Genomic DNA, 26,091 nt, shown 5'->3' with positions numbered 1-26,091 from the left:
ATCAACCTTCGGTCCAACCTAAGGTCATTGGCTTAGCGTCATCAAGTGGTACCAACGGATCACCCTCGGTGAATGTTGGCTTGCCCTTTTGTGGCTGACCTTGTAGGCCTTCCGAGGTCGCATTGGTGCTTGTTGGCGTTACTTTGGTCACCGTTGGCGTATAAGTAGCCGTCACTTCGGTCCCGTTCACATCCACACGTTTGACGGTTACTGGAGCTGGGGTCCCGACATATTGTTTCTCAGGCGTGAAGGTAATCGAACCATCTGAGTTGATGGTGTAGACCCCAACACCTTGCACGGTCTTAGTTGGCTGACCGTCTTCGAAGGTCATTGGCTTGCTATCATCAAGCGGTACCGCAGGGTCTCCCGCTGTAAAGGTTGGCTTGCCAGACTGAACTTGACCTTGCAGACCAGTTGAGCTGTCGTTGGTGCTAGTTGGCGTTACCTTAGTTACCGTTGGCTGATAACGTGCTCGGTGGGCTTTGCCATCCGCGTCCATGACTTGAACAACGACAGGATCTGGTGTTCCAAAGAAGCTCTTGTTAGGCTTGAAGGTCACTTGACCAGTGGCTGGATCCAATTCATAGGTCCCCACTTGCTGACCATTGGCCATGGCAGGCGCCGTATTGCCCACTAGTGGCTGACCGTTGGCATCTACAAAACTAGCAGGACGAGTCGCATCTGGTGTGACGACTGTCGCATTCGCATCATCATCGTTAAAGACTAGGGTTTTATTTTGTTCCAAGCCTTGGAGGCCATTTGACTCATAGTTTGGAATTTTACGAACGGTCGGCACATAACGGCCGTCCATATTGTTGAGAATGTCATTCTTATTTGGATCTGCTGCATCACTAGACTGCCAATTAGTCGAGCTACCGTTGCTGTCCTTCCAACGAATGTTAATACCATCGGCTGTCCCTGAAAAATCAGCAGTCGGCGTAAAGGCTACTTGAACATCATTGCCATTGTGGGTAACCACGTAAGTCCCTTCAGGTCGCACATAAGTATTGCCACTAGTTGGAGTCAGCACATTGCCTTGATTGTCCAAGACTTGAGGTGCTTGCGTGCTCATGACCGTATTGACGGTGTCGTCTGAGCGATCTGTCCCCTTAGGGGTAAAGTGGAGGCTGGCTGTCTGAGTTTGGCCGGTAAAACCATCCGTGCTTTGCTTTTCACCTTGAGGTGGGTAGATACGATGCAGGAGCATGTCTTCGACTTCCCCACTGAAGGCAAAGCCCGTAGGTTTATCGATATCGCCCGCATTAGTTGCAATCCGAAGCCGCATGCCTAACTGGTTAACAGTCCCTCCTGTTAAGCCTGGAACGGCATTGAAGCTCAAGGTATGGTCGCCAGCTGCAGTGATAGCCTTAACCTCACTGCCTTCATTATCGTCAAAAACGCCATTTTGGTTGAAGTCAACCCAGGCCTTGATATAAGCCTTAGGATTTCCATTTGGACTGGCCTTAATCTTGAGTTTGTAGGTCCCATTTTGGGCCTTGCTTAGATCAAGCAGGTCATTAGAGTTAGCCAATTGCTCATCCGTCAATAACTGGCTAGCACCCTCGTCCGCTAATTCCTTGCGATCGTCAAAGGTCCAATCATTGGCCGTATCAACGTCAATATCGGCAGGCGTTGTTCCCAAGTATGGTTGGTTAATGGTGGCATTGGTCAAAGAATCCCGTGATGAGACAGTATGGAAGGCTTCGCCATAACTGTCTGGAGCATCACTACCATCGACTACTAAGAAGCCCATCATCATGGCTTGTTGACCGGAAGAAGCCACATAGAAGCCAACTTCAGAAGCCCCACGCGTCATCACGACTGGTACCGTACGTTGGTTGGAGAGGTTAGGCCCAAAGACTTGGGTGCCTAAACCACCTGTCACTGTATCTGGACTCAGGTATTTATCCCAGTCCACGCTCTTATCGCGTAGAATTAATAGGTTTCGGCGCTTATTATCATCCTCTACCATTTTCTTGGTGATGACGGTATAAGGCTCTTTGGCAGCTGTTCCATTTTTCCATTCACCTAGGTATTCCCAGCCAGCCCCGTTGGTCGTGAAGATTGCAAATTCACCAGGGTTAGCATCTTCCCCATCGGCCATAACAACCGATGGCTTAACCTGTTTGCCACGGTAGGTCGCTTCAATATTGAACTTTACCCCCCAGTTGGTGGAGTTTTCTGGTAAGACAATCTGAGTCTTGCGTCCCTGGGTATTAAAGCCTTGGCCCCGGATGGTTGTCCATTGGTTTTGAATAGCCCCCTTGACAGAAGGTGCTACACGTCCATATTGTGGCGCTGATTTTAGGAAATCGTTCTTGGCATCTGGATTGTAGGTCCCGGCAGAGGCCGTCCCTTCCACCCGTTTCTTATAGATTTCGGTAGAGTTGAAAGGCTTAAGTTCAGTGACGGTCAAGGTCACTTCATAACCAGGTGAGATTTCTTTCTTGTAGATGGTCCCTACTTGAAGGCCGCCACTAGCGTCCAAATTCTTCCAGCTGGCACTATCAGAGAAATCAAGCCAGGTAATTTGCTTGGCTAATTGCACGCTGTTCTTGCGCTCGGACTCTTCCCAGGTTGGCTTGGCCACACGTGGCACAGAGGTCGCGTCATCCGCCCCTGCAGGACCAGTCCCAGGAGTAATCCCCGTTGCCCCGCTATCGCGGAAACCTGTCCCTTGCGGAATGGGTTGCCCTTGGTTAGTAGCGCGTGGCATAGAAGCTGTACTTGGCTTAGGCACTGGCTTGACCGCATAACCCGGAGTCCGTCTGGCTGGTTTGTTAGCCTCAGCTGGACTTTCGGCATTTGCAGTTGGGGTAGCTACTTCTTCTGCCTTCTTATCTACTTCTTGACTAGCTTGGCTTTCTTTTTCTTCTTGGCTAGTTGCTGACTCAACTTCTGAGCTTTGACTAGCGCTCGACTCAGCTACCTGGCTTTCTGGCACTGGCGTCTCAGCACTGGCTACTTCACTGGCTGATGTCGCCGGCACTTCTAGGCTAGCCTCGGTACTGGTGGCATTGGACACTTCTTGCGCCGTCACCACTGGACCGTTAGCAAAATAAATCCCGAAAGCTACCGCAACAGAAGCCGCACCAAAGCTATACTTCTTAATGCCGTAGCGGGTGATTTTTTCACCTTTACGTTGTTCGTTCATCAGCTTATTACGTTTACTGAACATTCACATTCGTCCTTCCAATCATTAGGTATCAAAACAGGTCTATTGGCATCAGTATATTTGTCCCCTTATCATGAGCAAACCTCAACTTTGAAAAGGGCTTCCATCTAGGGCAGAGACCGTTTTTGTCACGTTAATAATTATAATACAGAGCTGAGTAATTTGCATCCATTTTTTAGCATTTTGTCTTCATTATTATCAATCGGTATAATTTCTATCGTAAATATTCAGTTAATACTCTTCATACTTCACATACTGCACGGTTAATTATCACTATTTTTATAACGCAATATCCATCCAATGTACAAAAAAAGACCGAGACTGGATCTCGGTCTTGTTTGGTGATTAGTCTAAATTGCTGAAGCCTTCGCCAAGCAAGTTGGTCTCAGGCGACACATTCCAGATGCTTTCGGCGTAACGCAAGATGGTGTAGTCTGACGAGAATTTGCCCGAGTAGGCAATATTGGTCAGGGCCCGTTTAGCCCATTCCTTAGGCTCTTGATAGAGCTTGTCAGCAGCCATTTGCGCCTCATAGAAGCTTGGGTAGTCTTGCAAGAGGAAGTACTCATCATTGTAGAGCACTAAGGAATCGAAGATCTCGCGCCCTTCTGCTTCGATATTAGGGATGGTCCCGTCAATGAAGGCATTGAGTACACGCTTAATCTGTGGATTTTCCTCATAGATGGCCCGTGAGTAGTAGTTATTAGCCTCACGCAATTTTTGGACATCGTCGGCCGTCATACCAAAGAGGAAGATGTTATCGTCACCGACTAGGTCGTAGATTTCGACATTGGCACCGTCCAAGGTCGCCATGGTTAAAGCCCCGTTAGCCATTAACTTCATGTTAGAAGTCCCGGACGCTTCCTTACCCGCCAAGGAAATTTGTTCGGATAGGTTAGCTGCAGGGATAATCAATTCGGCTAGGGAAACCCCATAGTTTTCTACGAAGACAATCTTGATCTTGTCCCCAATGGCTGGGTCATTGTTAACCAAATTAGCCAATTCATTAATAATCTTGATGACAGACTTAGCATAGTGGTAGCTTGGTGCCGCCTTGGCCCCAAAAATGAAGACCCGTTTAGCAAAGTCAGCCTTAGGATTTTCCTTAAGGGTCAAGTAGCGATCTACAATATGCATGACTTGCAGGAGTTGGCGCTTGTAGGCATGGAGTCGCTTGATTTGCACGTCGAATAAGGCAGTCGGATCAATGTCTAGCTTCATCTCTTCCTTAACGAAACGAGCAAAGCGTTCCTTGTTGGCCAACTTGACTTCTTGCAATTGCTCTAGGACCTCATCATTATCGCGGAAGGCTTGGAGAATGTTCATTTCCCGTGGCTTGAAGCGCCAGCGGTTGCCAATATGTTGGTCTAAGACCTTGCTGAGGCCTTCATTGGCTAGTTGTACCCAACGGCGGTGAGTCACCCCATTGGTCTTGTTGTTGAAGCGGAATGGATAGATAGTCTTGAAATCCCGCAAGGTGTAGTGTTCCAAAATCTCGGTATGGAGCTTGGCTACCCCGTTAACACTGTGGCTAGCAATAATGGCCAGGTTAGCCATGAGCACTTGGTCCCCGTCGATTGGGGCTGTACGGTGGGCTAGTTCCGCCCCGTAGAGGGCTGTCTTGTTAACCAAGTGACGTCGGTTGATTTCATAGATAATCTGCATAATCCGTGGCAAGAGGCCTTCAATCATGTAGATTGGCCAACGTTCCATGGCTTCAGCCAAGATGGTGTGGTTGGTATAGGAAGTTGATTTCTTAACGATGTTCCAAGCTTGACCCCAAGTCAGGCTCTCTTCGTCGACCAAGATCCGCATCAATTCTGGAATACAGAGGGTTGGGTGGGTATCGTTAATGTGGATAGCCACCTTATCAGGGAAGACGCTCCAAGGCAGGTCCAGGGTCTTAAAGTAACGGACAATACTTTGAATCCCGGCTGAACACATGAAGTATTCTTGCTTAAGACGCAAGAGACGACCTTCATAGTTAGAGTCATCCGGATAGAGGACTTCGGTGATCTCTTGGATTTCCTTGCGTTGCTCAGGGGTCGTGAAATAAGACTCGTGGCCTGGCGGAATTTCGGCCGTGAAGAGACGTAGGTTGTTGACCACGTCGTTACGATAGCCGATTTGTGGCGTATCATAAGGCACCGCCAAGACATCAAAGGTATTCTCATAGACTGGCTTCAAGTCCCCATACTGATTGGCTTCCAACCAGACATTACCACCAAAGCGGACAATGACCGACTTGGATTCCTTGCGGACTTCCCAAGAGTTAGGGTTACGCAACCAGTTTTCTGGCAATTCAATTTGGTAGCCGTCGATGAATTTCTGCTTGAAGAGCCCATAACGGTAGCGAATACCGCAACCATTGCCCGGCACGCCGGTGGCCGCCATGGAATCCATGAAGCAAGAAGCCAAACGGCCCAAGCCTCCGTTCCCCAGGGCTGGATCGACTTCAGCAGCTGCTACAGCTTCAAAGTCTAGGCCCAATTCTTCTAGGGCAGTCCGAGCCGTGTCTAACAAGTCTAAATTAAGTAAATAGCGTTTGAGCTGGCGACCTGGCAAGAACTCCATGGAGAAGTAGAAGACTTGCTTCTGCTTACTGTCCAGTTTTCCTTGGTTGTAGTGGACCCATTTGTCAGTATAGATAGAGCGTAATAATTGACCTAAGGCTTGGAATTGTTCAGTAGTGCTACCAGAGGTATAAGGCACGGCGAACATATCTTCAAACTTCTTCTTATAGGCGTCTTTGAATGCATCGACCTTCATTGATTTCCTCCTAAATAAGTGTGGCATAAGCCCAAGAAAGAGACGCAAGCAAGTGCTTGGTCTCTTCTGAGCTAACTATCCTTGAAGTAGCGAATGGTAGAGAGCTAAGTATTCTTTGGTTGGCCCGGTCCAAGAAAAGTCTCGGGTCATGGCCTGTTCTACCAATTGCTTGTGAGCGCCAGGTCGGTTATAGTAGACATCTAGCGCATAGTAGATGGTTTGGAGCATGGTCCAACCGTCGAAACGATTGAAGGAATAACCTGTCCCCTCCCCGGTATATTGGTTGTAAGGTTGAACGGTGTCACGCAAGCCCCCTGTCTCATGGACAATTGGCAAGGTCCCATAGCGCATGGCCATGAGTTGTGACAGACCGCAAGGCTCGAAGGCACTTGGCATCAAGAAGAAGTCACAGCTAGCATAGATTTGTTGGGCTAGTCCCAAGTCAAAGGTAATGAGACTCTTCATCTTGTCAGGATAACGTGACTCGAAGTAACGGAAGGAGTGCTCGAATTGCGGCTCCCCAGTCCCTAAGAGGACTACCTGAACTTCTGCCTGCAGTAATTCTTCCATGCGTTCTTCCACTAACTGGAAGCCCTTCTGGTCGGTCAAGCGAGAGACCATACCAATCATGGCCACATCTGGATTGACTGGCAAGCCTAAGCGTTCTTGCAAGGCCGCCTTGTTAGCTGCCTTACCACTTAAGTCCGAGACATTAAAGTGATGTGGAATGAGTGGGTCTGTCTCAGGATTATTGAGGTCATAATCAATACCGTTAATAATCCCGCTTAATTTCCATTCGTTGTACTTGAGGACCCCTTCTAGGTTCTCACCAAAGGCCTGGGTAGTAATCTCATGGGCATAGGTTGGACTAACCGTAGTAATCCGGTCAGAGAAGTTAATGCCACCCTTGAGATAGTTGACCCGGTCATAGTACTTAGCCCCATCTTCGGTATAGACATTATAGCCGGTCCCGAAGACTTGGCCCAAGATGGCTGGATCATAGACCCCTTGGAAACGTAGGTTGTGAATGGTCAAGACCTTGCGGATATGACGCAAGCGGTCTTTCCAGTGATAACGGTCCACCAGGAGTACGGGCACCATAGCGGTGTGCCAGTCATTACAGTGAATAATGTCTGGAATCCAGTCAATGACTTCCAGCATCTCAATAATAGCCGTTGAGAAGTAGCCGAAGCGTTCGCCATCATCCCATTGGCCATAGAGGGCCGGCCGGTCAAAGTATGCCAAGTTATCGATGAAGTAGTACTTGACCCCGTCCATTTCCAGATACTTAATGCCGCAGTAGACATTCCGACCGCCTAATTGGAAGCGGAAATGGGCAATTTCTTGGATTTGGTCCTTGTATTGCTGAGGCGTTTGGGTGTAGTAAGGCAAGACCACCCGAATGTCTACGCCCTGCTTAGCTAATTCCTTAGGCAAGGCATAGGCAACGTCACCTAGGCCGCCCGTCTTGAAAAAGGGTGCCGCTTCTGCGGAAGCAAATAAAACTTTCATGGCGACTCCTTTATTCTGCTGGGATGACAGTGTTCTTGCTAATTACGACCACATTGTCAGGTGTCCCAATGACGTGAGCGCCTGGTTCAACGACACAACCCTTGTCCAGGATGGCGTATTCAACACGTGCCCCATCGCCAACCTTAGTTCCTTGTAGGATGATGGAATCCTTGACATGAGCCCCTTCCGATACATGTACCTTACGGGAAATGAGTGAGCGTTCCACCTTACCCGCTAGGTAAGAACCAGAGGCCACCACGGATGAACGCACATCAGAACTTGGCGCATAGTAGGACGGTACCCCGTTCTTGGTCTTAGTCAAGATTGGTTGGCTTGAGTAGAACAAGGAAGTGAAGTTTTGACGGTCTAACATGTCCATATTAGCCTTGTAGTAACGTTGAATGGAGTCAATGTTCGCCATATAGCCTGTATACTTGTATGGGTTGACAGTGTAGTCTAAGAGATAGTGTTGAACCAATTCATCCACTTCCATGTAGACTTCTTCGTCTACCGCCCGGTCAATAATATCGTTAAGGGTCTTAACGCTGAGCAAGTACATGCTGAGAGAAGCATCAACCTTCTCTCCCTCCCCTAAATCACCGTACTCAACCAATCCCTTGACTTGGCGGTTGGCATCGAATTTAAGGGCACGAGATTTAGGGTTTTGATCGCCTAATTTTTCTTTGTCTAATTGTTTGTAGATAAGGGTAATATCCTTACCTTCAGCCACATGGTGGCGGAAGACGCCGCGGATATCCACGTTCGCAATAATCTTAGATCCGGCTACAAAGACGTACTCAGCCTTAGCCCGAGCCATGAAGACCCGATGGTTGTAGTAGTAATCTTCGTAGAGGTTTTCTTGGTGGTGGCGGAGCTTCCAGTTCTGTTGAGAGAAGGTGAAAATCCCACCTGATACTTGAGAATCCAAGTCCCAAGCTGCCCCAGAACGGATGTGGTCATAGATTGAACGACCTGATTCAGCGATGAAGAGAGCTACTGAATCAATTTCCGCATGGCAAATGCTGGACAAGGCGAAGTCAATCACCCGATAGCGGTCAGCAAATGGTAAGGCGGCAATGGGCCGGTTTTGGGTCAATGGTTTTAATAATTGATCATCTTCGGTCAAATTGAGAATCGCACATAACTTATTCTTCACCATCATTTTTTGGTCCTCCTACTACTTCAGCATATCCTACAGTGGCAATTTGGTCTGGGGTCCCGATGACGCTTGCCCCGTCCGCAATCACGGCTTGTTCACCGATAATAGCATATTCAACGCGACAGCCTTTACCGATGGTGGCACTGGACATAACCACAGAATGGTCAACCTGGCTATTAGGCCCTACCTTGACATCACGCGACAAGAGGGAGTTGTCCACTTGGCCGGCAATGTAACAGCCATCCACAACTAGGGAGTGCTTAATTTGCGCGTCCTCTGTTAAGAATTGTGGTGGGGTCACAGGGTTGGAGGTATAAATCCGCCAAGTATCCTCACTAATGTTGAGTGGATGTTCTGGGTCCAAGAATTCCATGTTAGCTTCCCAGAGAGATTCGATAGTACCCACGTCTTTCCAGTAGCCTTCAAATGAGTAGGCAAAGCAGTTTTCAGCATTGCTTAGGTAGGCTGGAATAACGTTCTTACCGAAGTCTTCCATCTCGCGGTTCTTAGCTTGGTCTTCCACTAAGTAGCGACGCAAGGTTTCCCAATTGAAGATATAGATCCCCATGGATGCTAGGTTGCTCTTAGGTTGCGCTGGTTTTTCTTCGAACTCGATGATACGACTATTTTGGTCCGTGTTCATAATCCCGAACCGTGAAGCTTCCTTCATCGGCACTGGGATAACCCCAACGGTCAAGCTAGCCTTGTTCTTGATGTGGTCTTCTAACATGGCTGCATAATCCATCTTGTAGATGTGGTCACCTGATAGAATTAGGACATACTTAGGATCTAAGGAATCAATATAGCTGATGTTTTGGTAGATGGCATTGGCAGTCCCCTTGAACCATTTTTCACCGTCAGAGCTAGAGTAAGGTTGGAGAATAGTGGCCCCACCTGAACGGCTAGTTAAGCCCCAGGCTGCCCCTTTGCCAATGTGTTCGTTAAGCTCTAAAGGTTGATACTGGGTTACTACCCCAATATTCTTAATCCCAGAGTTGGCGCAGTTACTTAAAGCAAAGTCAATAATGCGGTATTTCCCTCCAAAGGGAACGGCTGGCTTAGCCGTTTGTTTGGTTAAGACACCCAGACGGGTCCCTTGACCACCGGCTAAAATCATCGCGATCATATCTTGTTTCATATACACACATGCGAAACTAGCTGACTCACTCGGCGTAAGAAGTCAGTTAATTTCATCTCCTTTCTTAGCTTTTATTTAGCGCCGTAAATACGTTTGGGTTTGATATAGAGCACACCCAGACTAGGAACTGTTGTGACAATGGAGTAAGGTTGTCCATCATGAGGCACTTCTTCTGTCTTCATGACCGGTAGATTCTCGGTCCACCGTCCGCCAAACTCTTGCATTTGCGAGTTGAGCAGGACTTCGTACTCTCCTTTATAAGGCACCCCAATTCGGTATTCCTGACGTTCAACTGGGATAAAGTTCAAGGCAATGATTAAGAAATCACGCTTGGCCTTACCCTGCCGCATCATGGTCAGGACAGCCTGTTCCACATTGTCAGCATCTAGGACAGTCAGACCTGCTGGCTCAGTATCATAATAATGCAGGGCCTTGTAGTCCTTACCGATATGATTGAGGGTCTTCATATAGTGTTGGTACTCGCGGTTGAACTCAAAGCTCAAGTCCTTCCATTCCAACTCGGAGTAGTAGCGCCACTCCAGGTATTGGCCTAGCTCGTTACCCATAAAGTGTAACTTCTTACCAGGCTGGGCCATCATGTAACCATGCAAGAGACGCAAAGTCTCAAACTGAGTTTCGCGGTTGCCCGGAATCTTATCTAAGAGCGACTTCTTACCGTGGACCACTTCGTCATGAGAAAATGGCAGGACATAACGTTCATTGTATTGGTACATAAAGACGAAGGTAATTAAACGGAAATTCTGTGGTCGGTAGTAAGGATCGGTCTCGAAGAAACGCAGGGTATCATTCATCCAGCCCATATTCCATTTGTAGTCAAAGCCCAATCCCCCTTCTGAAACAGCATGCGTGATGCCCTTCCAGTCGGTACTTTCTTCCGCAATCATGAGGACATGCGGCAGGTGATCTTTGATCGTGGTATTGAGTTTTTGGAGGAAGGCCACCCCTTGGCGGTTGTGGTTGCTGCCATCTTCGTTAGGTGTCCAAGGCCCTTGGTCAAAGTCCAAGTAAAGCATGTTGGACACGGCATCCACCCGCAAACCATCCAAGTGACATTCCTTAAGCCAGAACATAGCGTTAGAAATGAGGAAGCTTTGGACTTGGTTCTTACCTAAGTCGAAGTTGAGCGTCCCCCACCCCACATTGTTGGCGCGGTTGACATCTTGGTATTCAAAGGTTGGTGTCCCGTCATAGTAAGCCAAGGCATTGGCATTACGGCAGAAGTGACCAGGCACCCAGTCCATGATGACCCCGATGCCAGCTTGGTGGGCTTGGTTAACGAAGTCCTTGAACTCTTCCAAGGTCCCGTAGCGGCCACAAACCGCATAGTAACCGGTAATCTGATAACCCCAAGAAGCATCCAGCGGATGATCCATGAGTGGCATCATTTCAATATGGGTATAGCCCATTTCCTTAACATAAGGAATCAGGCTGTCTGCCAGTTCCGCAAAGGTATAGGTGCGGCCGTCAGGGTGGCGACGCCAAGAACTGGCGTGCACTTCATAAATGTTGAGAGGCGAATGAACGCTATTTTTACGCCATTGCTGGTTCATCCAGACCTGGTCAGACCATTCAAAGTCTTCCAAGCCCCAAACAACCGTAGCATCCTTAGGCGCAATCTCAAAATTAAAACCAAAGGGGTCAATCTTATATTCGATATGACCATTGCCATGGTCAATCCCAACCTTGTAACACTGACTTCGCTCGGCTCCTTGGATGATGCCAGCCCAAACGCCAGCTTCAATATGGCTTAGTGGCTCATTCTGCCAGTGATTGAAATCACCTAGAATGTAGACATTGGCTGCATGAGGAGCCCAAATAGCGAAGCGATAGCCCGTCACTCCATCTTGGTCCACCTTGTGACAGCCTAAAAATTGGTAGGCTGCTTCATGGTTACCGTGATTGAAATGATAGATGTGTTCCGAAAGTTGTTCTTGTAATGCTGCGAAAGTCATTCTATCCCTCCCTTTGTTTGTTTATACATTTATTATAGCACTGAAAGCGTTTCATGTAAACGCATACGACTAGACAATTTGCTATTTTATTTACCTGAAAATATCGTACAAGACATTCCCGTCGACATATTGATGGAAATTAAGTTTGAGCGCCGATAAAATGGTTGGCGCATGATCAATCAATCTGCCCGACTCTACGGCATGCCCAACCTTCACATCTGGCCCGTGGTAAAAGGCCGTTGTCGCATAGTGGTTGCGGGCTGGATGATAGCCGTGGGTGGCATGTAGGAGCTTGGCATCCGAAGTTGGATTATCCACTGATTCTTGGAAATCACCCGCCAAATTATCTAAGAAATAGTAGCCTTTTTTGGCTTCAATCATGAAGAGGCAGTTAGGGTCCGCCCCGAAGTCAGCCGCTTCTTGAGCTGTGTAAACTGTCTCAATCATGGGCATCATGGGCCGTAAAGTGTCTAAAATTTCTTTGACCGTAATCTTAGCGCCCGGCTTGCGATAGATATAAGCACAGCCATCCGCGCCCTTGCAATAAACTTGCCAAGACTTGATGGTGCCGTCACGACCTAGGGTTTGCCAACCAGGTTGGCGACTAAGCAGGTGGTTAGGCCGCACCACGGTATGAGTGTTGAGTTGGTAGTGGTCCCCCACCAAGACGAAGAGGCAGTCTTCCCATTGGCCCATGTCTTCTAAGAGTTGAATAATTCGTCCCAAGCGCCCGTCGAAGTCGATAATGGCTTGCTTGGCTTGCTCCGAATTAACTCCGTAGTAGTGGCGCATGCTATCCAGCTGCAGGAAGTGCGCCGTCACGAAATCGGGATTGTAATCACGAATGGTATCCAGCAAGACTCCTTCTAGGAAATAATCCAGAGCCGGTTGCTGAATGCCGTCCCGTTTGTGACCATGGCGGGCTTCCATTTTGAGTAAGAAAGGAATGCTGGAAGCAACTAGTGACACCATTGCCTGATTCTGCCAAGGTCGGTTGGGAATAATTTCCGCTAAATTATAGTCGATGGACTTGTTACGCCCCATGACCGGCCAGAGCAAGGAAGCCGTCTTATAGCCGGCCCGCTTGAAAACATCGTAGAGGGTTTCCCCTTGGACTTCCTTAGCATACCAGTGCCAGTCAGGACTATGACGCTCTGGCTGAATCTTGGTATTATTGACAATTTGGTGATGCAGAGGCAACAAACCTGTCATAATACTGGTGTGAGCCACATAAGTCAATGAAGGATAGGTCGATTGGACCTTCTTAACCCAAGTCCCCTTATCTAAGAGACGCTTAAAGTTAGGTAATTTACTCGCAAAGGCAACATCCTCATAGCCAAATGCGTCAAAAGAGATTAAATATACTTTTCGTTTTGCCATATAACCAGCTCCAGTTCCTAGTCTTTCGATTATCCTGTGCCTAGTCTAAATTTACTTAAATTTTATCAGACTTCCCTAGCTTTTTCCACAAAAAGCCATAAGTTACACCATCATTTTTGTGTAATCATTCGTCTTTTTTATGAAAAAGCTAAGCTGCACTCATTCTTATTATACACCCAAACAAGAAAAAATAGTGTAAAGCGTTTCAATTTTTTATCTTTTAGTGTAAAATAGAAAGACACAAGAAAAGTAGGTGACTTTACATGGCAACATATAGCAAAGAAAGCTTGATTGAACGGGCTCGCCAACTCCTGCCCAAGGCTTATGCGCCCTATTCTCATTTTCCGGTTGGGGCGGTCCTTTTAATGGATGATGGCCAAATTATTGAAGGGGTCAATGTCGAGAATGTTTCCTTCGGCGCCACTAACTGCGCGGAGCGGACTGCCATCTTCACGGCTGTCACCCAAGGTTATGGTCCTAAATCCATCCAGGCTATCGCCGTTGCCGGAGATACAGAGGATTTCTTACCACCTTGCTGCATTTGCCGCCAGGTCCTAGTGGAATTCTGCCGTCCTGATGTGCCCGTCTATCTGACCCGTCGCGACGGCCAAATTTACGAGACCACGGTCAGCCAAATCGTTCCGCTCGCTTTCGAGTCCTTAAAAATGTAAACTATAAGTATCAATACTTAGGAGGTACCCCATGGCACAAACTTTACTCCATGCTTGCATCCGCGTCCAAGACTTGGAAGCAACCCTTAAATTCTATACTCAACTCTTCGACTTCACCCTTAGTCGCGAGAGCCGCTATCCTGATCACGGCTTCGACTTGGTTTACTTAACGGTTCCAGGCAGCGACTTCGAATTGGAATTGACCTATAACTACGACCACGGTCCCTATACAGTCGGCGATGGCTTCAGCCACTTGGCCTTGGGCGTTGATGACTTGGAAGCTGTCCATGAACGTTGCTTGGCTTCAGGTTATGCCACAACTGAAATGAAGGGCTTGCCTGGCAAACCACCACGCTACTTCTTCGTGACAGACCCAGATGGCTACCGTTTGGAAGTTATGCGTAACAACTAATAGAGTGAGTAAGGCTAGGACTTGTCCTGGCCTTTTTCTTTGGGACTTGGCCTTGCGCTAGCCCCTCCCCTATGTTATACTTAGAGCTCGATGAGCCGATGTGCAACCTGGTAGGTTGCCATCGTCAGCCTATCATAGGTCTCCCTGTGAGGCCACACCCGGATGGTGGATAGGAAGGTCCCTGCTGTGAACAGTGGCCTTGGCTAGCTAAGCTAGTTCTGACACCCAAAAGACCGCAGTCTAGGCCTAGCCTAAACTGCGGTCTTTTTTTATTTTAACTCATAGTGAAGGAACTCATACAGCAACACATAGTCTCCTTGACAGGGGTCAAAGGTCTCCTGTCGTTCATAATCATCACCCACACGATTGAGGTAGGTCTTGCCGTCTGGCCCAAGCTCAATTTGACCATCCGCAAACTGCCACTCTTGGCCGCCCATCTCCTGCGGCGCCCAGTGGCCCTGCCTCCTTTGCTGGTCTGCCTTGATAAAATTGTCCTGACTTAAGCTGGGGTCTGCCTGAGCCGCCACTTCTTTTAAGGCAGCTAGGTCACTTTGCCAGTCCCTCTCCATAGGACCTGGCTCATAGACCGCCAAGGCTTGCCAGGCTTTTTTATCTAAGCCGGCTGCTAACTGGGGTGATAGATCCAGTCGTACCCGGACCAAAATTCTTTCCCCTTTGTGGGGGCCCTGCGTCAAATCAACTAGATAATGCGCCCCATCAATTTGACGCATGGTCCCCGTCTCACTTAGACCCAAGACCTGTCCCAGGAGGAAGGGCACCTGGTCTTGGATTTGCACCAGCAAGCCCTTGGCTTGCTGTTCTCTGTCACGTCTAAGTTGGGATTTGACCATAGACCATTGAATATTGGCCTGATAGTAACGACTAACTTCATGTAAATGGGCAGTGTGGCCAGCCAAAAGCCACAGGACGCCCATTAGGGTCAGCTGACTAATCAGCATAAAGGCTAAGACCAAGGGAAAGGTAAAGCCTCTAGGGCCCACTTTCATCTTGCCTTGGCCTGAGCCAAAAGTAAGTTTGGTAGACTTGTCCATTGGTGAAGCGAACCTCCACTCGCAAACTTTCTCCAAATTGTGCCAGCCGCCACTCCGCTACTTGATAGAGATAGGGCTGGTAGCCAGGTTGCTTATAGAGGCGTTGCTTGTTCAAAACAATGCGATAAGTCTTCTTGTCATCTTGCCTGTCCACCAGGTCCAGATAGTCCAGACCCACTTGCTGGACTTGAAAGTGATTGAGCTCGGCCTCGAAGACCATGACGAAGTTTTGCCACTCTAGGCCATGGTCGGTCTCGGCAGCCTTAATCCAACGCTGGTAAGACTGCAGGGTTAGGACGGCCGCCTCAAAGAGCAAGGCCAAAATTAAGAGGCTAAAGAGACATTCCACTAAGGTAAAGCCTTGCCTAGTCCGTCGCTTGAACATGGTAATGACTCCCCCGCTCAAACTCAATCCAACAGTCTTTGTCCTGACAAGCAAAATCAACCATTTGGGGATGGGATTGTCTGGCCTGGATTAGCCAGTCTTGGTCTTGTCGCATCCAACCTTCCACCATCAGGGCAAAGAGCCGCCACTCCTGACTAGCCACTTGACTGTCCTCAAGTCGCTGGTAAGCCTGATGCAGGGCTGGAAGGTAGAGGGCCATCATGGCCCCCAAGAGGAGGAAGCCCACCAAAGCTTCCAGGGCAACATGTCCCCTGCTCCCCTTAGGATGGCGGTGACCACTAATCCATTTCAAAGCGTCCACTCCCCAACTGAAAACGAATATGGTGCCTTTGGCCTGTTACCCGATTGACCAAGGTCACGGTCTTGAACTTCTCGGTGCGTCCATCACCAAAATAATGAAATTGCAAGAAAGTAACCAGTTGCCAATCTTGGGGCAAGGCATAGGCTTGTCGCGCCTGGGCCTGACCCAAGGGCTCAATCAACACTTGATTGCCACCCGTCTCGAAGACCACCCGATAGGTCTGGTGGCGACTAATGGCCTGGGTCTGGCTGACCAGTAAGGCCTGGGCTAATTGGTCGCAGAATAGACGGCAGCGCCATTCTGCCAGAAAATTGCCCATGGGCAGACTGGAAAAGCACCACAAGACTAGGCTGAGAATGACCATGACCAAGAGCGACTCCCAGAGGCTAAAGCCAGCCTGGCGATCTGGTCGACTTGCTATCATGGTTGAGGAATATTAATTGGCAGGGTAATGGTCGTATTCTCATCCAACTGCAAGAGCTTCTTGGCTTCCTCTACCTGCTTATCAGTCAAGTAGCCTGCAGTCTTGAGTTCTTTGACAGTTACCTCGCTATCATTTTCTGCCAATTTATAGGTATTGACTTGGGTTTCAATGATTTGCGCCATATTCTGACGCGCTTGCTTTTCAATTCTTTCCTTCTGACCGGCCACGTTTGGAATAATAATGGCCATGAGAAGGGCTACGATAATAAGGACGATCAACATTTCGATCAACGTGAAGGCATTCTTCCGCCGACCCTTCAGCACCCTTGCTTTCATGTTATGACCTCCTTTTGTCCTTGCGCAAAACTACAAGCCCTGAATAGTCAACATAGGCAGCATCATAACCAAGTACATGGCCACCACCAGCAAGCCGATAAAGATAAAGAGAATAGGCTGGATAAAGTGGATTTTCTTGGTCATATCTTCCTGCAAATCCCGACCCAATTTGTCCGCATAGACTAGGCATTTGGCTGATAGTTGGCTGGTCAATTCACCCTGCTCAATAATGAGAGGGAATTGGCGAGTGAAGAGACCTAGCTGGCTCATCTGTTGGGTTAGAGGCCTTCCCTCCAGACAGCCGGTCATCAGATAATGGGCTAGTTCAGCCAGAAAAGGATCGACTGGATAGTCCATCCAGACCTGCAACATTTGTTGGAGGGACAGACCGCCTGCCAGGAAGTAGCCTAACTCGTAGGCCACCTGCTGGGTTAGCTGCCAGGACAACCACTTGCCTAGAAGCGGCAAGGGTCTCAACCAGGCATAGCGCTTGAGGTAAGAGGCTTTTTGCAGGAGTAGTCCCCCTACTCCCAGACCTAGCAAGCCCACTGCCAGTAAGACCAAGGACAGTTGGGGCAAATAGGTGAAAAAGCCAATTAAGAAGCGGACTAGCCATTCCCGCTCATAAACCTCCTGGCTAATAAAGCTGGTGACCTGGGGCAAGATAAAGGTCCGCATGCCGAAAAGCATACCCACCAGACAGAGTCCCATCATACCCGGATAGGCCAATTGCTTGGCCATTTCCTTACGGAAGAGCCGGGCCTGATCTAGGCGCTGAGCTGCTTGAACTAAGGCTTGCTGCAGGCGATTCTGACGACTGGCATAGAAGAGTTGAGCCACGATTTTGGTCCCAAAGCCTAATTGGGCCAGGGACTTTTCTAAACTCTGCCCTTCTACTAAGGCCGCATCCACCTTCAGAAGCAAAGCCTGATACTTAGGCATTAAGAGGGCCAGGAATTGCAGGGCCGTACTTAAGGCAAAGCCCTGACCCAACAAATCCGCCAGAACCGACAAGACATAGGCTTGTTGGACTAGGGGCAGCTTCTTGGGTTGGTTGAGCCGCTCAAACCACTTCAAATTGCAGGTAGGCCTTCCCATCGATGAAGCCATAGGACCACGCCTTTCTCAACTTGTCATTCAGGGTCTGATAGGCAGGCGCTGCCAGTTCCTGGGTCAGATGTTGGCGCAAGGCCGGTCCTGACAGAATCTCTAGCAAGGCCAAGCGCTTAGCCCCAACTGGGTGATGTTGGCAGGCTAACTGACAACTGGCTTGGCAGAGGCTGCAATAGCGCGGAATCAGTCGTTGACTGACAATGCCAATCAAGGTCTGGGTCAGCTGAGCCTGACTAATACTAAGCTCAGCCAAACGCGCCATGACGCCCAAGCTATCCTTGGCATGGACGGTCGCAATCATCAAGTGCCCGGTCAAGGCACCCCGGATGACCATGCGGGCCGTCTCCTCGTCCCGGATTTCGCCAATCATTAAGACATCCGGATGATGACGGAGGCTAGCCTTAATCATGACATCATAAGAGATACCAGCCGCTTCATTTATCTGGGTCTGTAGAAAACGGGGCTCGAAGATTTCCACCGGATCTTCCATGGTAATCACCTGAATAGACTCCTGATCCAGTCGTTCTCTAAGCAGGTGATAGATGGTGGTCGTCTTGCCCGAACCCACTGGACCCGAGAAGAGGATGAGACCCGACTTGCGTCGGATTAAGCGCCTTAGAATGTCTAGGTCCTTGGGAAAATAAGTCAGCAAGGGCCCGCCTTGATGCGCTTGTGACTGGATGACCCGAATGACCAAAGACTCTTGCAGGTGGACATCCCCGATAGTTGAAAAACGCAATTCCACAGCCTGTCCTTCTAGTTCTAGATGGCATGCGCCCGACTGGGGCTTGCGCTTCTCCCCCACATCCATATCCGCCCGATACTTGAAGTAATTGATGAGCCGCTTGCCCCAGTCCAGGTCCTGACGGCCCTCTTCATGCAAGAGACCATTGAGACGAAAGTAAAGGACATAGTGGTCAGGCTTGGGCATCAAGTGGATGTCGGATACACCTTGGGAGACGGCTTTAACAATGAGATCATGGGCTTGTTCTTCAATTGCTAAGGACATAGAATTTCCCCCTCACTTATAAATACCCAAAAAGGGGCACTTTTATCCGAAAAAATTTAGGGGGTTCGGAATATTGTTTGGCAATATGAGGATGGGACAGCTGAATTTTAGCGGAATTCCTAGAATCTAAAACCAAAGAATATTTTATTTTTCTTATTTAAGTAATATACAAATATTATATATGCAATAAAAAAGGACGGGACCTAAGTCCCATCCTGCTAAAACCAGGTCTCCTGTTGGCTGACCTGCTGGTAGTATTGTAAGGTGTGATTATTTTCCAAGAGATAGTAGCCCAAGACCCCGACGGCTAGCCCGGCCAGGCAGCCCCCTAGGCTGAGCCAGGGCAGATAGTTGAAGAGGGTCCAAGAGCGGGCGAACCAGGCGGCTACTGACAACTGGCCTACATTGAAGAGCATGCCCCCCAGTATGGAAAGGCCGATGACCGAAACCCGCTTAGGCCCCAGCTGCTTAACTAAGAGCATGGCCCCGAAGGACAGGTAGGAACCCACCAAGGAATAGAAGAACATGGAGAAGGTCCCCCCTACCAGGAGGGTGACTAGGAGTCGCAGGCTAACTACCTGAAAACTCTGGCGTGGCGTCAAGGTGAAAAGGGCCAAGAGCGTCACAATATTGGCCAAACCTAGTTTGGCCCCCGGCGCAAAGACAAAAGGCGACGGCAACATACGTTCAAATATGCTAATGACCACCCCTTGGGCGACCAAAAGCGAGAGATAGACCAACATTCGATGGCCGTGGCGCTGCATGGGCACCCTCCTTTCTAAGCCGAGATTAAATAGAAAAATTGCGCCCTAGTCAGCCTAAGGCGCAAAAGTCAATTAAAGAGCCAATTAGTTGCTTGAAGACTCGCTTGAAGCATCCGGAGTGGTTGATGGCGCATCTTGGCTGCTTACGTCATCTGGTTGGTTAGCTAAGTCTACTAACTCTTTGACTGCATCCTTCAAGTCAGCGTCGTCGATTTGAACCTTAGCTGCTTCGATTAATTTCCCAATAATCTTGTAAGAGAATTTTTGGTCTTTAAGCTTGCTGTCAAGGTATTCTTTCTTCACATCGTCTTTGATGTCAGCAAATGGTTTCTTCTCCCCATTGTTGATGGTCTTGATGATGTGGTAACCGAACTTACTTTTAACTGGTGTCTTGGTGTATTCGCCATTAGCTTGACCCTTAACCCCATCTTCAAATTCCTTAACCATTTGACCTGAAGTGAAAGGTGATAAGAGACCCCCTTGTTGCGCAGACCCGTCTTTAGAGTAGGTCTTTGCTAATTCGTCGAAGTTTTCGCCAGCATCTAATTTAGAGATGATGTCTTTTGCTTCTTCTTCAGTGTCAACCAAGATGTGTTGAGCTTCCATCTTAGGTTGGTAAGTGTTGTTGTAGTAGTCTTCGATGGTTGCATCGGATTGGTCGATTTGCTTAGAAACCACTTCGTTGAAGAGGTTGCGGATGTAGATTTGGTTCTTGAAGTCTTCAACTGAACCTAATTTTTGGTAGGTTAAGAGTTCTTGGAACTTCTCTTCGCCACCCACTTTATCAATTTGCTTAGCGACTTCATCTTCGGCTTGCTTCTTGAGGTCAGCAGCGTTAGAGGCGTTCATTTCCAATACCTTTTGTAAGATCATAGAACGCAAGGTAACTAAACCCGCGTCTTTTTTCATTTGGTTGTAGAGATCTTCCTTGGTAATAGTTTGGTCACCTACAGTGGCAATGTTGTCTTGCGCATAAGCAACAGTTGCTGTATTGGCAACAGCACCTGATAAAACCAATACTGAGGCAAAAGCCATCATGCGGTTAAGAGTTGTTTTTTTCATTTAATCAATCCCCTATATAACTTTAAATTTTTGATTACTGTACTACTATACCACATTTACCATGAAATGAGTATGAAGAAGTCGAAAATCCATGAAAAGATTATGAATTTTTCACATTTTCCTGGGCTTCTTCTAAATCCGAGTTAAGTTTTTCAACTTTTTCTTGGGTGCGACGGATGCGGGGCCCATTGGATTCCTGAAAACGACGGAAGAGAGTCTGTACTTCCCCTACCGTTGACTGTAAGAGTGGCAAGCCCTTGTCAGTGACATCGTGCAAGGCCCGGCGAATACGGCAAGTATCTTGCCCCAATTGTTGGCTATCCTGACAGAAATCATTGACATAAGACTTAAGCTGGCGGCGAGTAGTCGCCCCATCTTGTTTGACATTAAATAGCGTCCAAGCCCCAGCCGCCAAGGCGCCTAAGACGAACCCGCGTGTAAATTTACCCATTATGCTTCCTCCTCTTGTGCTAAGGCGCTGGCAATGGCAGCCGCCCGAGCGCTAAATTCTTCTGATGTGTAAGACTTGCTGTTGTCGGCGAAGGACCAGCCAAAGCCATCGCTGTCCCCTTGATAGCGAGGAATCAGGTGAATATGAGAGTGGAAAACAGTCTGGCCAGCCGCCTGACCATTGTTATTGAGGATATTAAGCCCCAACATATCAGGAAAGGCACGGCGGACTGCCCGGCTAATCTTAGGCAGCTTGGTCATGACCTTAGTCGCCAAGTCCTCATCATATTCAAAAATATTAGCCACATGAGTCTTAGGAATCACCAGGGTATGGCCCGGCGTCACCTGGGTAATATCTAAAAAGGCGTAGACATCCTCATCTTCATAGACCTTGGCACTGGGAATCTGGCCTTCAATTATCTTGCAAAAAATACAATCTGTCATGGCAGTCGCCTCCTCACATTCTATGATGCTAGTCTACCATAAATATAGGTGAAAGTGTATGGAAAAGGATTGGGAGAGATTTGTCTCTGGTGAGGGAGCTACAAAAAAGAACTCCGCCAACCATTACGACTAGCGGAGCTTTTTAATTAGCTGACTGTGTAATTTTTGTGTAAGATGAATTACACACGTACAATCACGTATAAACGAAAAGCCCGTAAAATCGGGCTTTTTGATTACGTATAATCACGTATAATCGTATCCATACATCGCCGGAGGGAATCGAACCCCCATTACAAGAACCGGAATCTTGTGTGATATCCTTTACACTACGGCGACAGTACTTGATTATCTTACCACAGAAGGTGGTTTTTGGCAAGGTCTTTCCCTGGAATTTTGGCATAAGAAGAGCCCGGACGAGGCTTGGCCCCATCCGGACTGAATCATCTTACTCCTTAGTTGTGCTGAAGAAAACAGGGTCGCTAAGGTCGAAGGAGACCCTATAATCACTGTCTTTTGGGACCATAATCGCGATATAGCCTTCATGTTCAGCACCAGGAAAGAGACTATAATCTAAAAACATGCGCTCTTTTGGAATGCTTGGAAAGACCTCTTGCTTAATTTCCTTACCCTTAAGATCAAAAACTCTTGGAAACATTTCGATAGTGTCTAAAGGATAATCTTCGTCGCCTTTTTCATAGACTAACTTGACCTTAATTAGATGATATTCATACTTACTATCCAACTTGTCAATGTCAGCTTGATTTGAATCATCAAATTCTAGTAATTTATCTTGTGCTTCTTTACCCTTAAGAACTTCTAGAACTGTAAGTTTAACGGTGATTGTCTTCCTTTGGTCACCAAAAAATTCCTTGTAAGTCATTGCCTTTTCTTGTCCTAGAGGAACAGGGCTGTCAAGCTTGCCCCACTTGTCTTTATCGGCTTCTGAATGAGTTTTCTTCTGGCTGGAAGATTCTGTTGAGCCAGAGGAAGCAGCTTCGCTAGAAGTGCTAGAAGAACTTGAAGAGCTTTCAGCTGCCACCGAGAATGTTGGGGCCACAGCACCTACTAGGCTTAAGGCCAAAACTGCTGATAGGAGTCGTTTTTTCATTCCATAACCACCTTTACATCTTAATAAATTGATGATAGCTTCTTGCCAATTGCCTGACAATAAAGTCTTGACTGTCAATCAGAAAGCCCGGCTCAGGCTCTTGCCCTAGCCGGACTTGTCTGCGTCTATTACTTAGTCGTGCTGAAGAAAACAGGCTTGCCTAAGTCATAGGAAATTGAATAGTCGCCACCTTTAGGAACAGCTACTACCACATACCCTTCATGGTCACTACCTGGATAGAGTTCAATATCGGAGAACTTCTTCTCGTTTGGCACATCCGCATAGAAATCCACCTTAACTTCCTTACCTTTGGCATCAAATACTTTTGGTCGGTAAGGCGTTTTTAAAGGCTCATCTTCGTCGCCCTTCTCATAAACAAATTTGAGTTTAATCAAGTTTAACTCATAATTACTATCCAATTTTTTGATGGCTTCTTTGTTATAGCTTTCAAACTCTAATAGTTTAGCTTCAGCTTCTTTGCCCTTGAGAACTTCTAAGACGGAAAGCTTAGCCTTTACATCAACCTTTTTACCTCCAATATAGTCTTTATATTGAACTTCCTTTTCTTCACCTAAAGGAACTGGTGTGCTGCGCTTACCCCAGTTAGCCTTGTCCGCTTCTGAATGAGATTTTTTCTTGCTTGAAGCTTCTGCTGAGCTAGAGGAAGCAGCCTCGCTAGAAGCGCTGGAGGAACTTGATGAACTTTCTGCTGTTACCAAGACGGTTGGAGCTAGGGCGCCAACTAAGCTTAAGGCAAAAGCTGCAGATAGGAGAACTTTTTTCATTCAATGACCACCTTTACATATTGATAATTTAATTATATCTTATTGAGAATCATAATACAAGATGAGATTCATAGAAAAGGCTAGGACCCTTGTCCTAGCCTTGTTTTGCTTATTTTTGTCCGTAGTAGGCATTAGCCCCGTGTTTACGGAAATAATGTTTATCCAGCACATATTGTGGTAGAGGTTGAATATCTGGGTTAATGGCTTCTGTTTCCAGGGCCATATGGCAGACCTCATCCAATACCAAGCTGTTCTCGATGGCCTTTTGAATACTTGGCCCCCAAGTGAAAGGTCCATGTCCTTGAACCAAGACACCTGGTACTGCCAATGGATCCAAGTTGCCTTCCTTGAAGGTGTCCGCAATGACCACCCCAGTATTGACTTCGTAGGCTTCCGCCACTTCTGTCTCAGTCAAATGCCGGGTTAAGGGCACTGGCCCATAGAAGGTATCAGCATGTGTGGTCCCGTAGCAAGGCAAATCGCGCCCAGCTTGAGCCCAACAAACCGCGTACTTGCTGTGGGTATGAACCACGGCATTGACGCCAGGAAAGGCCTTATAAAGCACCACATGGGTTGGCAGGTCAGAGGATGGGCGATAGCTATCGGCCTCCAGTGGCTTGCCGTCTAAGTCAGTCACAACCATTTGGTCAGGTGTCATCTGCTTGTAGTCAACACCACTTGGCTTGATGACTATGACGCCTAAGTCGCGGTTAACTTCAGAGGCATTACCCCAAGTTAATTGGACCAAGCCCCATTCAGGCAATTGCAAGTTGGCATTGAAGACGCGTTCTTTCATTTTAGCAATGATTTCTTCACGATTCATTAGTATCCTGCCTCCTCAAAGATTGGTTTCAAGAAGGCTTGTGCTTCCTTGATACGTTCAGCTGGCTGGTCGTCGGTCTCACTCCACATTTCGAAGAGGAAGGTGCCTTCATAGCCTAAGCGCTTAAGGGTCTTAAGGCAGCCTAAGAAGTCGACATCACCCTCACCCCATGGCACACACTTGAATTGGCCTGGGAAGTCCGGGGTCACATTCTTGGTGTCCTTGACATGGACAGCTACAATGTGGTCAATGCCCTTCTCTAGTTCGTAACCTGGATTGTTTTCTGGCCAAGCAGACAAGTTACCCAGGTCAGGATAGGCTTGCAGCCATGGTGACTTGATTTGTTGCTTAATTTCCATGAATTTAGACAGGGAGTTGATGAAGGGATCATCCATAATCTCGATTGACAGCATGACTTGTTTGGCAGCCGCCATCTTAACTGCCTTGTCTAGGTTCTCGATAAAGAGCTCACGCGACAGCACAGTCTTGTCTTCATAGTAGACATCATAGCCGGCCAGTTGGATATTGCGGACGCCTAACTTAACAGCTAGGTCCACACATTCCTGCATCATGTCCAAGGCCTTTTGGCGCTTAGCAGGATCAGCCGACCCAAATGGATAGCGGCGATGGCCGGATAAGCAGATGGAATAGATGCGGACGCCTGTTGAGCGTTGAGCTTGGTTGACGGCTTCAATCTCTTGGTCGGTCCATTGCAGGCGAGCCAGACGCTCGTCGGTCTCGTCAATGGACATTTCAACGAAGTCAAAGCCCAGAGAAGCCGCTAGCTCTAGCCGCTCTTGCCAGGAAATGCCCTTAGGTAGGGCCTTCTCATAAATACCAAATGTTGTCATAGCCTAACCCCAAATCTCGCGAATCTTGTCCTTGAACTCGCGGGCTGCGGCAGCAGGATCTGCTGCTTCCGTAATGCCACGACCGGCGATGAAGGTGTAGACATCAACGCCACGGAAGAGTTCCAAGGTATCCACGTTAAGCCCGCCGGTTACAGAAACCCGGAAGCCCATTTCGATTAATTTCTTAACCTTGCTTAGGTCGCGCTCACCCCAGGTTTCACCTGCTAGGAGGGCATCACGACTTTGGTGGTAGATGGCTTGGCTGATACCAGCGTCTAGCCATTGTTGAGCCTGCTCATAAGTCCAGTCACCGTAAAGTTCGACTTGGATTTCTTTGACTTCTTTGGCTGCGGCCTTCATGGTTGGAATGGTGGCGCAACAGATACAGGTCATCCAGTCAGCCCCGTACTTAGCCACGTTCTTAGCGACCGTCCCACCCGCATCGGCACACTTGGTGTCAGCGACAATGATTTTGTCAGGGAAGATGTTACGTAGGGTTTGAACCACTTCGCCCCCTACTTCCAGTAAGAGAACAGTCCCCGCTTCGATAATGTCAACTTCATGGCCAACCGATACAGCAGCCGCTACGGCATCAGGACGATTAGAATGGTCTAAGGCAACTTGTAAATTAGGAATTCCCATGGTTAACCTCCTTAGGCACCAATGCCGTTTTCAGCTAATTTCTCAGTGATTTCTTTTTCAGATAAGAGGTTTTGTAAGCCAATAACTTTGGTGTTTGGTAAGTCTAAGCCATCGAAGACATCGATTAAGGCTTTGGAGCAGATAACCACATCATAGCCCTTAGCCAAGGATTTTGCTTCGGCAATCGCACAGTGATGAATTTCCAAAGGCACTCCGATTTTGCGGAAGACGTTGGTAATCTTCATCTTAATAATTTGGCTTGAACCCATCCCTGAACCACATGCTGCTAATACTTTCATTTTTTATTCGCTCCTTTTTCATTCTTAAATTGGT

Annotated in this window: 25 protein-coding genes, 1 tRNA gene and 2 pseudogenes; 2 read left to right on the top strand and 26 right to left on the bottom strand. The window is 47.9% G+C overall.

The window, feature by feature from the left end; translation table 11 throughout:
- The 8 genes and pseudogenes from GCWU000182_RS05880 to GCWU000182_RS05850 all read right to left on the bottom strand — a co-directional run.
- Positions 1-2,659, bottom strand: a pseudogene (locus tag GCWU000182_RS05880) (CshA/CshB family fibrillar adhesin-related protein); the annotation flags it as partial.
- Between the two features lie 378 nt (positions 2,660-3,037).
- A pseudogene (locus GCWU000182_RS10330) lies at positions 3,038-3,154 on the bottom strand (YSIRK-type signal peptide-containing protein); the annotation flags it as partial.
- A gap of 366 nt (positions 3,155-3,520) precedes the next feature.
- On the bottom strand, positions 3,521-5,944 hold the full coding sequence (locus GCWU000182_RS05875; RefSeq protein WP_023391885.1) for a glycogen/starch/alpha-glucan phosphorylase: 2,424 nt from the start codon (positions 5,942-5,944) through the stop codon (positions 3,521-3,523).
- Between the two features lie 75 nt (positions 5,945-6,019).
- Positions 6,020-7,456 carry a glycogen synthase GlgA gene (gene glgA / locus GCWU000182_RS05870; RefSeq protein ID WP_023391884.1) on the bottom strand — a complete coding sequence of 479 codons (1,437 nt, stop codon included), beginning with the start codon at positions 7,454-7,456 and terminating at the stop codon, positions 6,020-6,022.
- Positions 7,457-7,466: 10 nt separating this feature from the next.
- Positions 7,467-8,618 carry a glucose-1-phosphate adenylyltransferase subunit GlgD gene (gene glgD / locus GCWU000182_RS05865; RefSeq protein ID WP_023391883.1) on the bottom strand — a complete coding sequence of 384 codons (1,152 nt, stop codon included), beginning with the start codon at positions 8,616-8,618 and terminating at the stop codon, positions 7,467-7,469.
- Positions 8,602-9,753: a glucose-1-phosphate adenylyltransferase gene (locus GCWU000182_RS05860; protein ID WP_023391882.1), complete on the bottom strand. Its 1,152-nt coding sequence runs from the start codon at positions 9,751-9,753 to the stop codon at positions 8,602-8,604. Before GCWU000182_RS05860 ends, glgD begins: the two co-directional genes overlap by 17 nt.
- 71 nt (positions 9,754-9,824) lie before the next feature.
- Positions 9,825-11,726 (bottom strand): 1,4-alpha-glucan branching protein GlgB, encoded by a 1,902-nt coding sequence (gene glgB, locus GCWU000182_RS05855; RefSeq protein ID WP_023391881.1) that lies wholly within the window; start codon positions 11,724-11,726, stop codon positions 9,825-9,827.
- 90 nt (positions 11,727-11,816) lie between these two features.
- Positions 11,817-13,106 carry an alkaline phosphatase family protein gene (locus tag GCWU000182_RS05850; RefSeq protein ID WP_023391880.1) on the bottom strand — a complete coding sequence of 430 codons (1,290 nt, stop codon included), beginning with the start codon at positions 13,104-13,106 and terminating at the stop codon, positions 11,817-11,819.
- A gap of 263 nt (positions 13,107-13,369) precedes the next feature.
- Here GCWU000182_RS05850 and GCWU000182_RS05845 point away from each other — a divergent pair, with 263 nt between their 5' ends.
- Both GCWU000182_RS05845 and gloA read left to right on the top strand, forming a co-directional pair.
- On the top strand, positions 13,370-13,777 hold the full coding sequence (locus GCWU000182_RS05845) for a cytidine deaminase (protein ID WP_023391879.1): 408 nt from the start codon (positions 13,370-13,372) through the stop codon (positions 13,775-13,777).
- 31 nt (positions 13,778-13,808) lie between these two features.
- Positions 13,809-14,189: a lactoylglutathione lyase gene (gloA, locus tag GCWU000182_RS05840; protein WP_023391878.1), complete on the top strand. Its 381-nt coding sequence runs from the start codon at positions 13,809-13,811 to the stop codon at positions 14,187-14,189.
- Positions 14,190-14,458: 269 nt separating this feature from the next.
- Here gloA and GCWU000182_RS05835 read toward each other — a convergent pair whose 3' ends face one another.
- From GCWU000182_RS05835 to GCWU000182_RS05750, 18 genes are all read right to left on the bottom strand, one after another.
- Positions 14,459-15,241: a hypothetical protein gene (locus GCWU000182_RS05835; protein WP_156905293.1), complete on the bottom strand. Its 783-nt coding sequence runs from the start codon at positions 15,239-15,241 to the stop codon at positions 14,459-14,461.
- Entirely contained in the window at positions 15,180-15,626 is a 447-nt protein-coding gene (gene comGF / locus GCWU000182_RS05830; protein ID WP_023391876.1) for a competence type IV pilus minor pilin ComGF, read from the bottom strand. The genes GCWU000182_RS05835 and comGF overlap by 62 nt, the downstream gene beginning before the upstream one ends.
- The gene (locus tag GCWU000182_RS05825; protein WP_035364187.1) at positions 15,607-15,939 is read right to left on the bottom strand and encodes a hypothetical protein; all 333 of its coding nucleotides are present in this window, start codon (positions 15,937-15,939) and stop codon (positions 15,607-15,609) included. The genes comGF and GCWU000182_RS05825 overlap by 20 nt, the downstream gene beginning before the upstream one ends.
- Positions 15,926-16,372, bottom strand: coding sequence for a competence type IV pilus minor pilin ComGD (gene comGD / locus GCWU000182_RS05820; RefSeq protein WP_023391874.1), 447 nt, complete (start codon positions 16,370-16,372; stop codon positions 15,926-15,928). Before comGD ends, GCWU000182_RS05825 begins: the two co-directional genes overlap by 14 nt.
- Complete coding sequence (gene comGC, locus GCWU000182_RS05815) at positions 16,369-16,707, bottom strand: competence type IV pilus major pilin ComGC (RefSeq protein ID WP_023391873.1); 339 nt, start codon at positions 16,705-16,707, stop codon at positions 16,369-16,371. Before comGC ends, comGD begins: the two co-directional genes overlap by 4 nt.
- Positions 16,708-16,737: 30 nt before the next feature.
- The gene (gene comGB / locus GCWU000182_RS05810; protein ID WP_023391872.1) at positions 16,738-17,784 is read right to left on the bottom strand and encodes a competence type IV pilus assembly protein ComGB; all 1,047 of its coding nucleotides are present in this window, start codon (positions 17,782-17,784) and stop codon (positions 16,738-16,740) included.
- A complete protein-coding gene (gene comGA, locus GCWU000182_RS05805; RefSeq protein WP_023391871.1) occupies positions 17,771-18,829 on the bottom strand; it encodes a competence type IV pilus ATPase ComGA in 1,059 nt (352 codons plus the stop codon). Before comGA ends, comGB begins: the two co-directional genes overlap by 14 nt.
- 218 nt (positions 18,830-19,047) lie before the next feature.
- Positions 19,048-19,593, bottom strand: coding sequence for a Gx transporter family protein (locus tag GCWU000182_RS05800; RefSeq protein WP_035364182.1), 546 nt, complete (start codon positions 19,591-19,593; stop codon positions 19,048-19,050).
- An 84-nt stretch (positions 19,594-19,677) separates the two neighbouring features.
- Positions 19,678-20,655 (bottom strand): peptidylprolyl isomerase, encoded by a 978-nt coding sequence (locus GCWU000182_RS05795; protein WP_023391869.1) that lies wholly within the window; start codon positions 20,653-20,655, stop codon positions 19,678-19,680.
- Between the two features lie 100 nt (positions 20,656-20,755).
- Positions 20,756-21,106 (bottom strand): YtxH domain-containing protein, encoded by a 351-nt coding sequence (locus GCWU000182_RS05790; RefSeq protein WP_023391868.1) that lies wholly within the window; start codon positions 21,104-21,106, stop codon positions 20,756-20,758.
- Complete coding sequence (locus tag GCWU000182_RS05785; RefSeq protein WP_023391867.1) at positions 21,106-21,549, bottom strand: HIT family protein; 444 nt, start codon at positions 21,547-21,549, stop codon at positions 21,106-21,108. Before GCWU000182_RS05785 ends, GCWU000182_RS05790 begins: the two co-directional genes overlap by 1 nt.
- Before the next feature lie 264 nt (positions 21,550-21,813).
- Positions 21,814-21,885, bottom strand: a tRNA-Arg gene (locus tag GCWU000182_RS05780).
- A gap of 109 nt (positions 21,886-21,994) precedes the next feature.
- Positions 21,995-22,657 carry a hypothetical protein gene (locus GCWU000182_RS05775; protein WP_023391866.1) on the bottom strand — a complete coding sequence of 221 codons (663 nt, stop codon included), beginning with the start codon at positions 22,655-22,657 and terminating at the stop codon, positions 21,995-21,997.
- Positions 22,658-22,785: 128 nt separating this feature from the next.
- A complete protein-coding gene (locus tag GCWU000182_RS05770) occupies positions 22,786-23,442 on the bottom strand; it encodes a hypothetical protein (RefSeq protein ID WP_023391865.1) in 657 nt (218 codons plus the stop codon).
- Between the two features lie 109 nt (positions 23,443-23,551).
- On the bottom strand, positions 23,552-24,265 hold the full coding sequence (araD, locus tag GCWU000182_RS05765) for an L-ribulose-5-phosphate 4-epimerase AraD (RefSeq protein ID WP_023391864.1): 714 nt from the start codon (positions 24,263-24,265) through the stop codon (positions 23,552-23,554).
- A complete protein-coding gene (locus tag GCWU000182_RS05760; RefSeq protein WP_023391863.1) occupies positions 24,265-25,116 on the bottom strand; it encodes an L-ribulose-5-phosphate 3-epimerase in 852 nt (283 codons plus the stop codon). The genes araD and GCWU000182_RS05760 overlap by 1 nt, the downstream gene beginning before the upstream one ends.
- A 3-nt stretch (positions 25,117-25,119) precedes the next feature.
- Positions 25,120-25,758 (bottom strand): 3-keto-L-gulonate-6-phosphate decarboxylase UlaD, encoded by a 639-nt coding sequence (locus tag GCWU000182_RS05755; RefSeq protein ID WP_023391862.1) that lies wholly within the window; start codon positions 25,756-25,758, stop codon positions 25,120-25,122.
- Between the two features lie 11 nt (positions 25,759-25,769).
- Entirely contained in the window at positions 25,770-26,057 is a 288-nt protein-coding gene (locus GCWU000182_RS05750; protein ID WP_023391861.1) for a PTS sugar transporter subunit IIB, read from the bottom strand.
- Positions 26,058-26,091 lie beyond the last annotated feature (34 nt).

It is taken from the genome of Abiotrophia defectiva ATCC 49176, assembly GCF_000160075.2.
Classification (GTDB): domain Bacteria; phylum Bacillota; class Bacilli; order Lactobacillales; family Aerococcaceae; genus Abiotrophia; species Abiotrophia defectiva.
The sequence above is the reverse complement of the archived record's forward strand: the minus strand, read 5'-3'. Positions and strand labels throughout refer to the sequence as shown.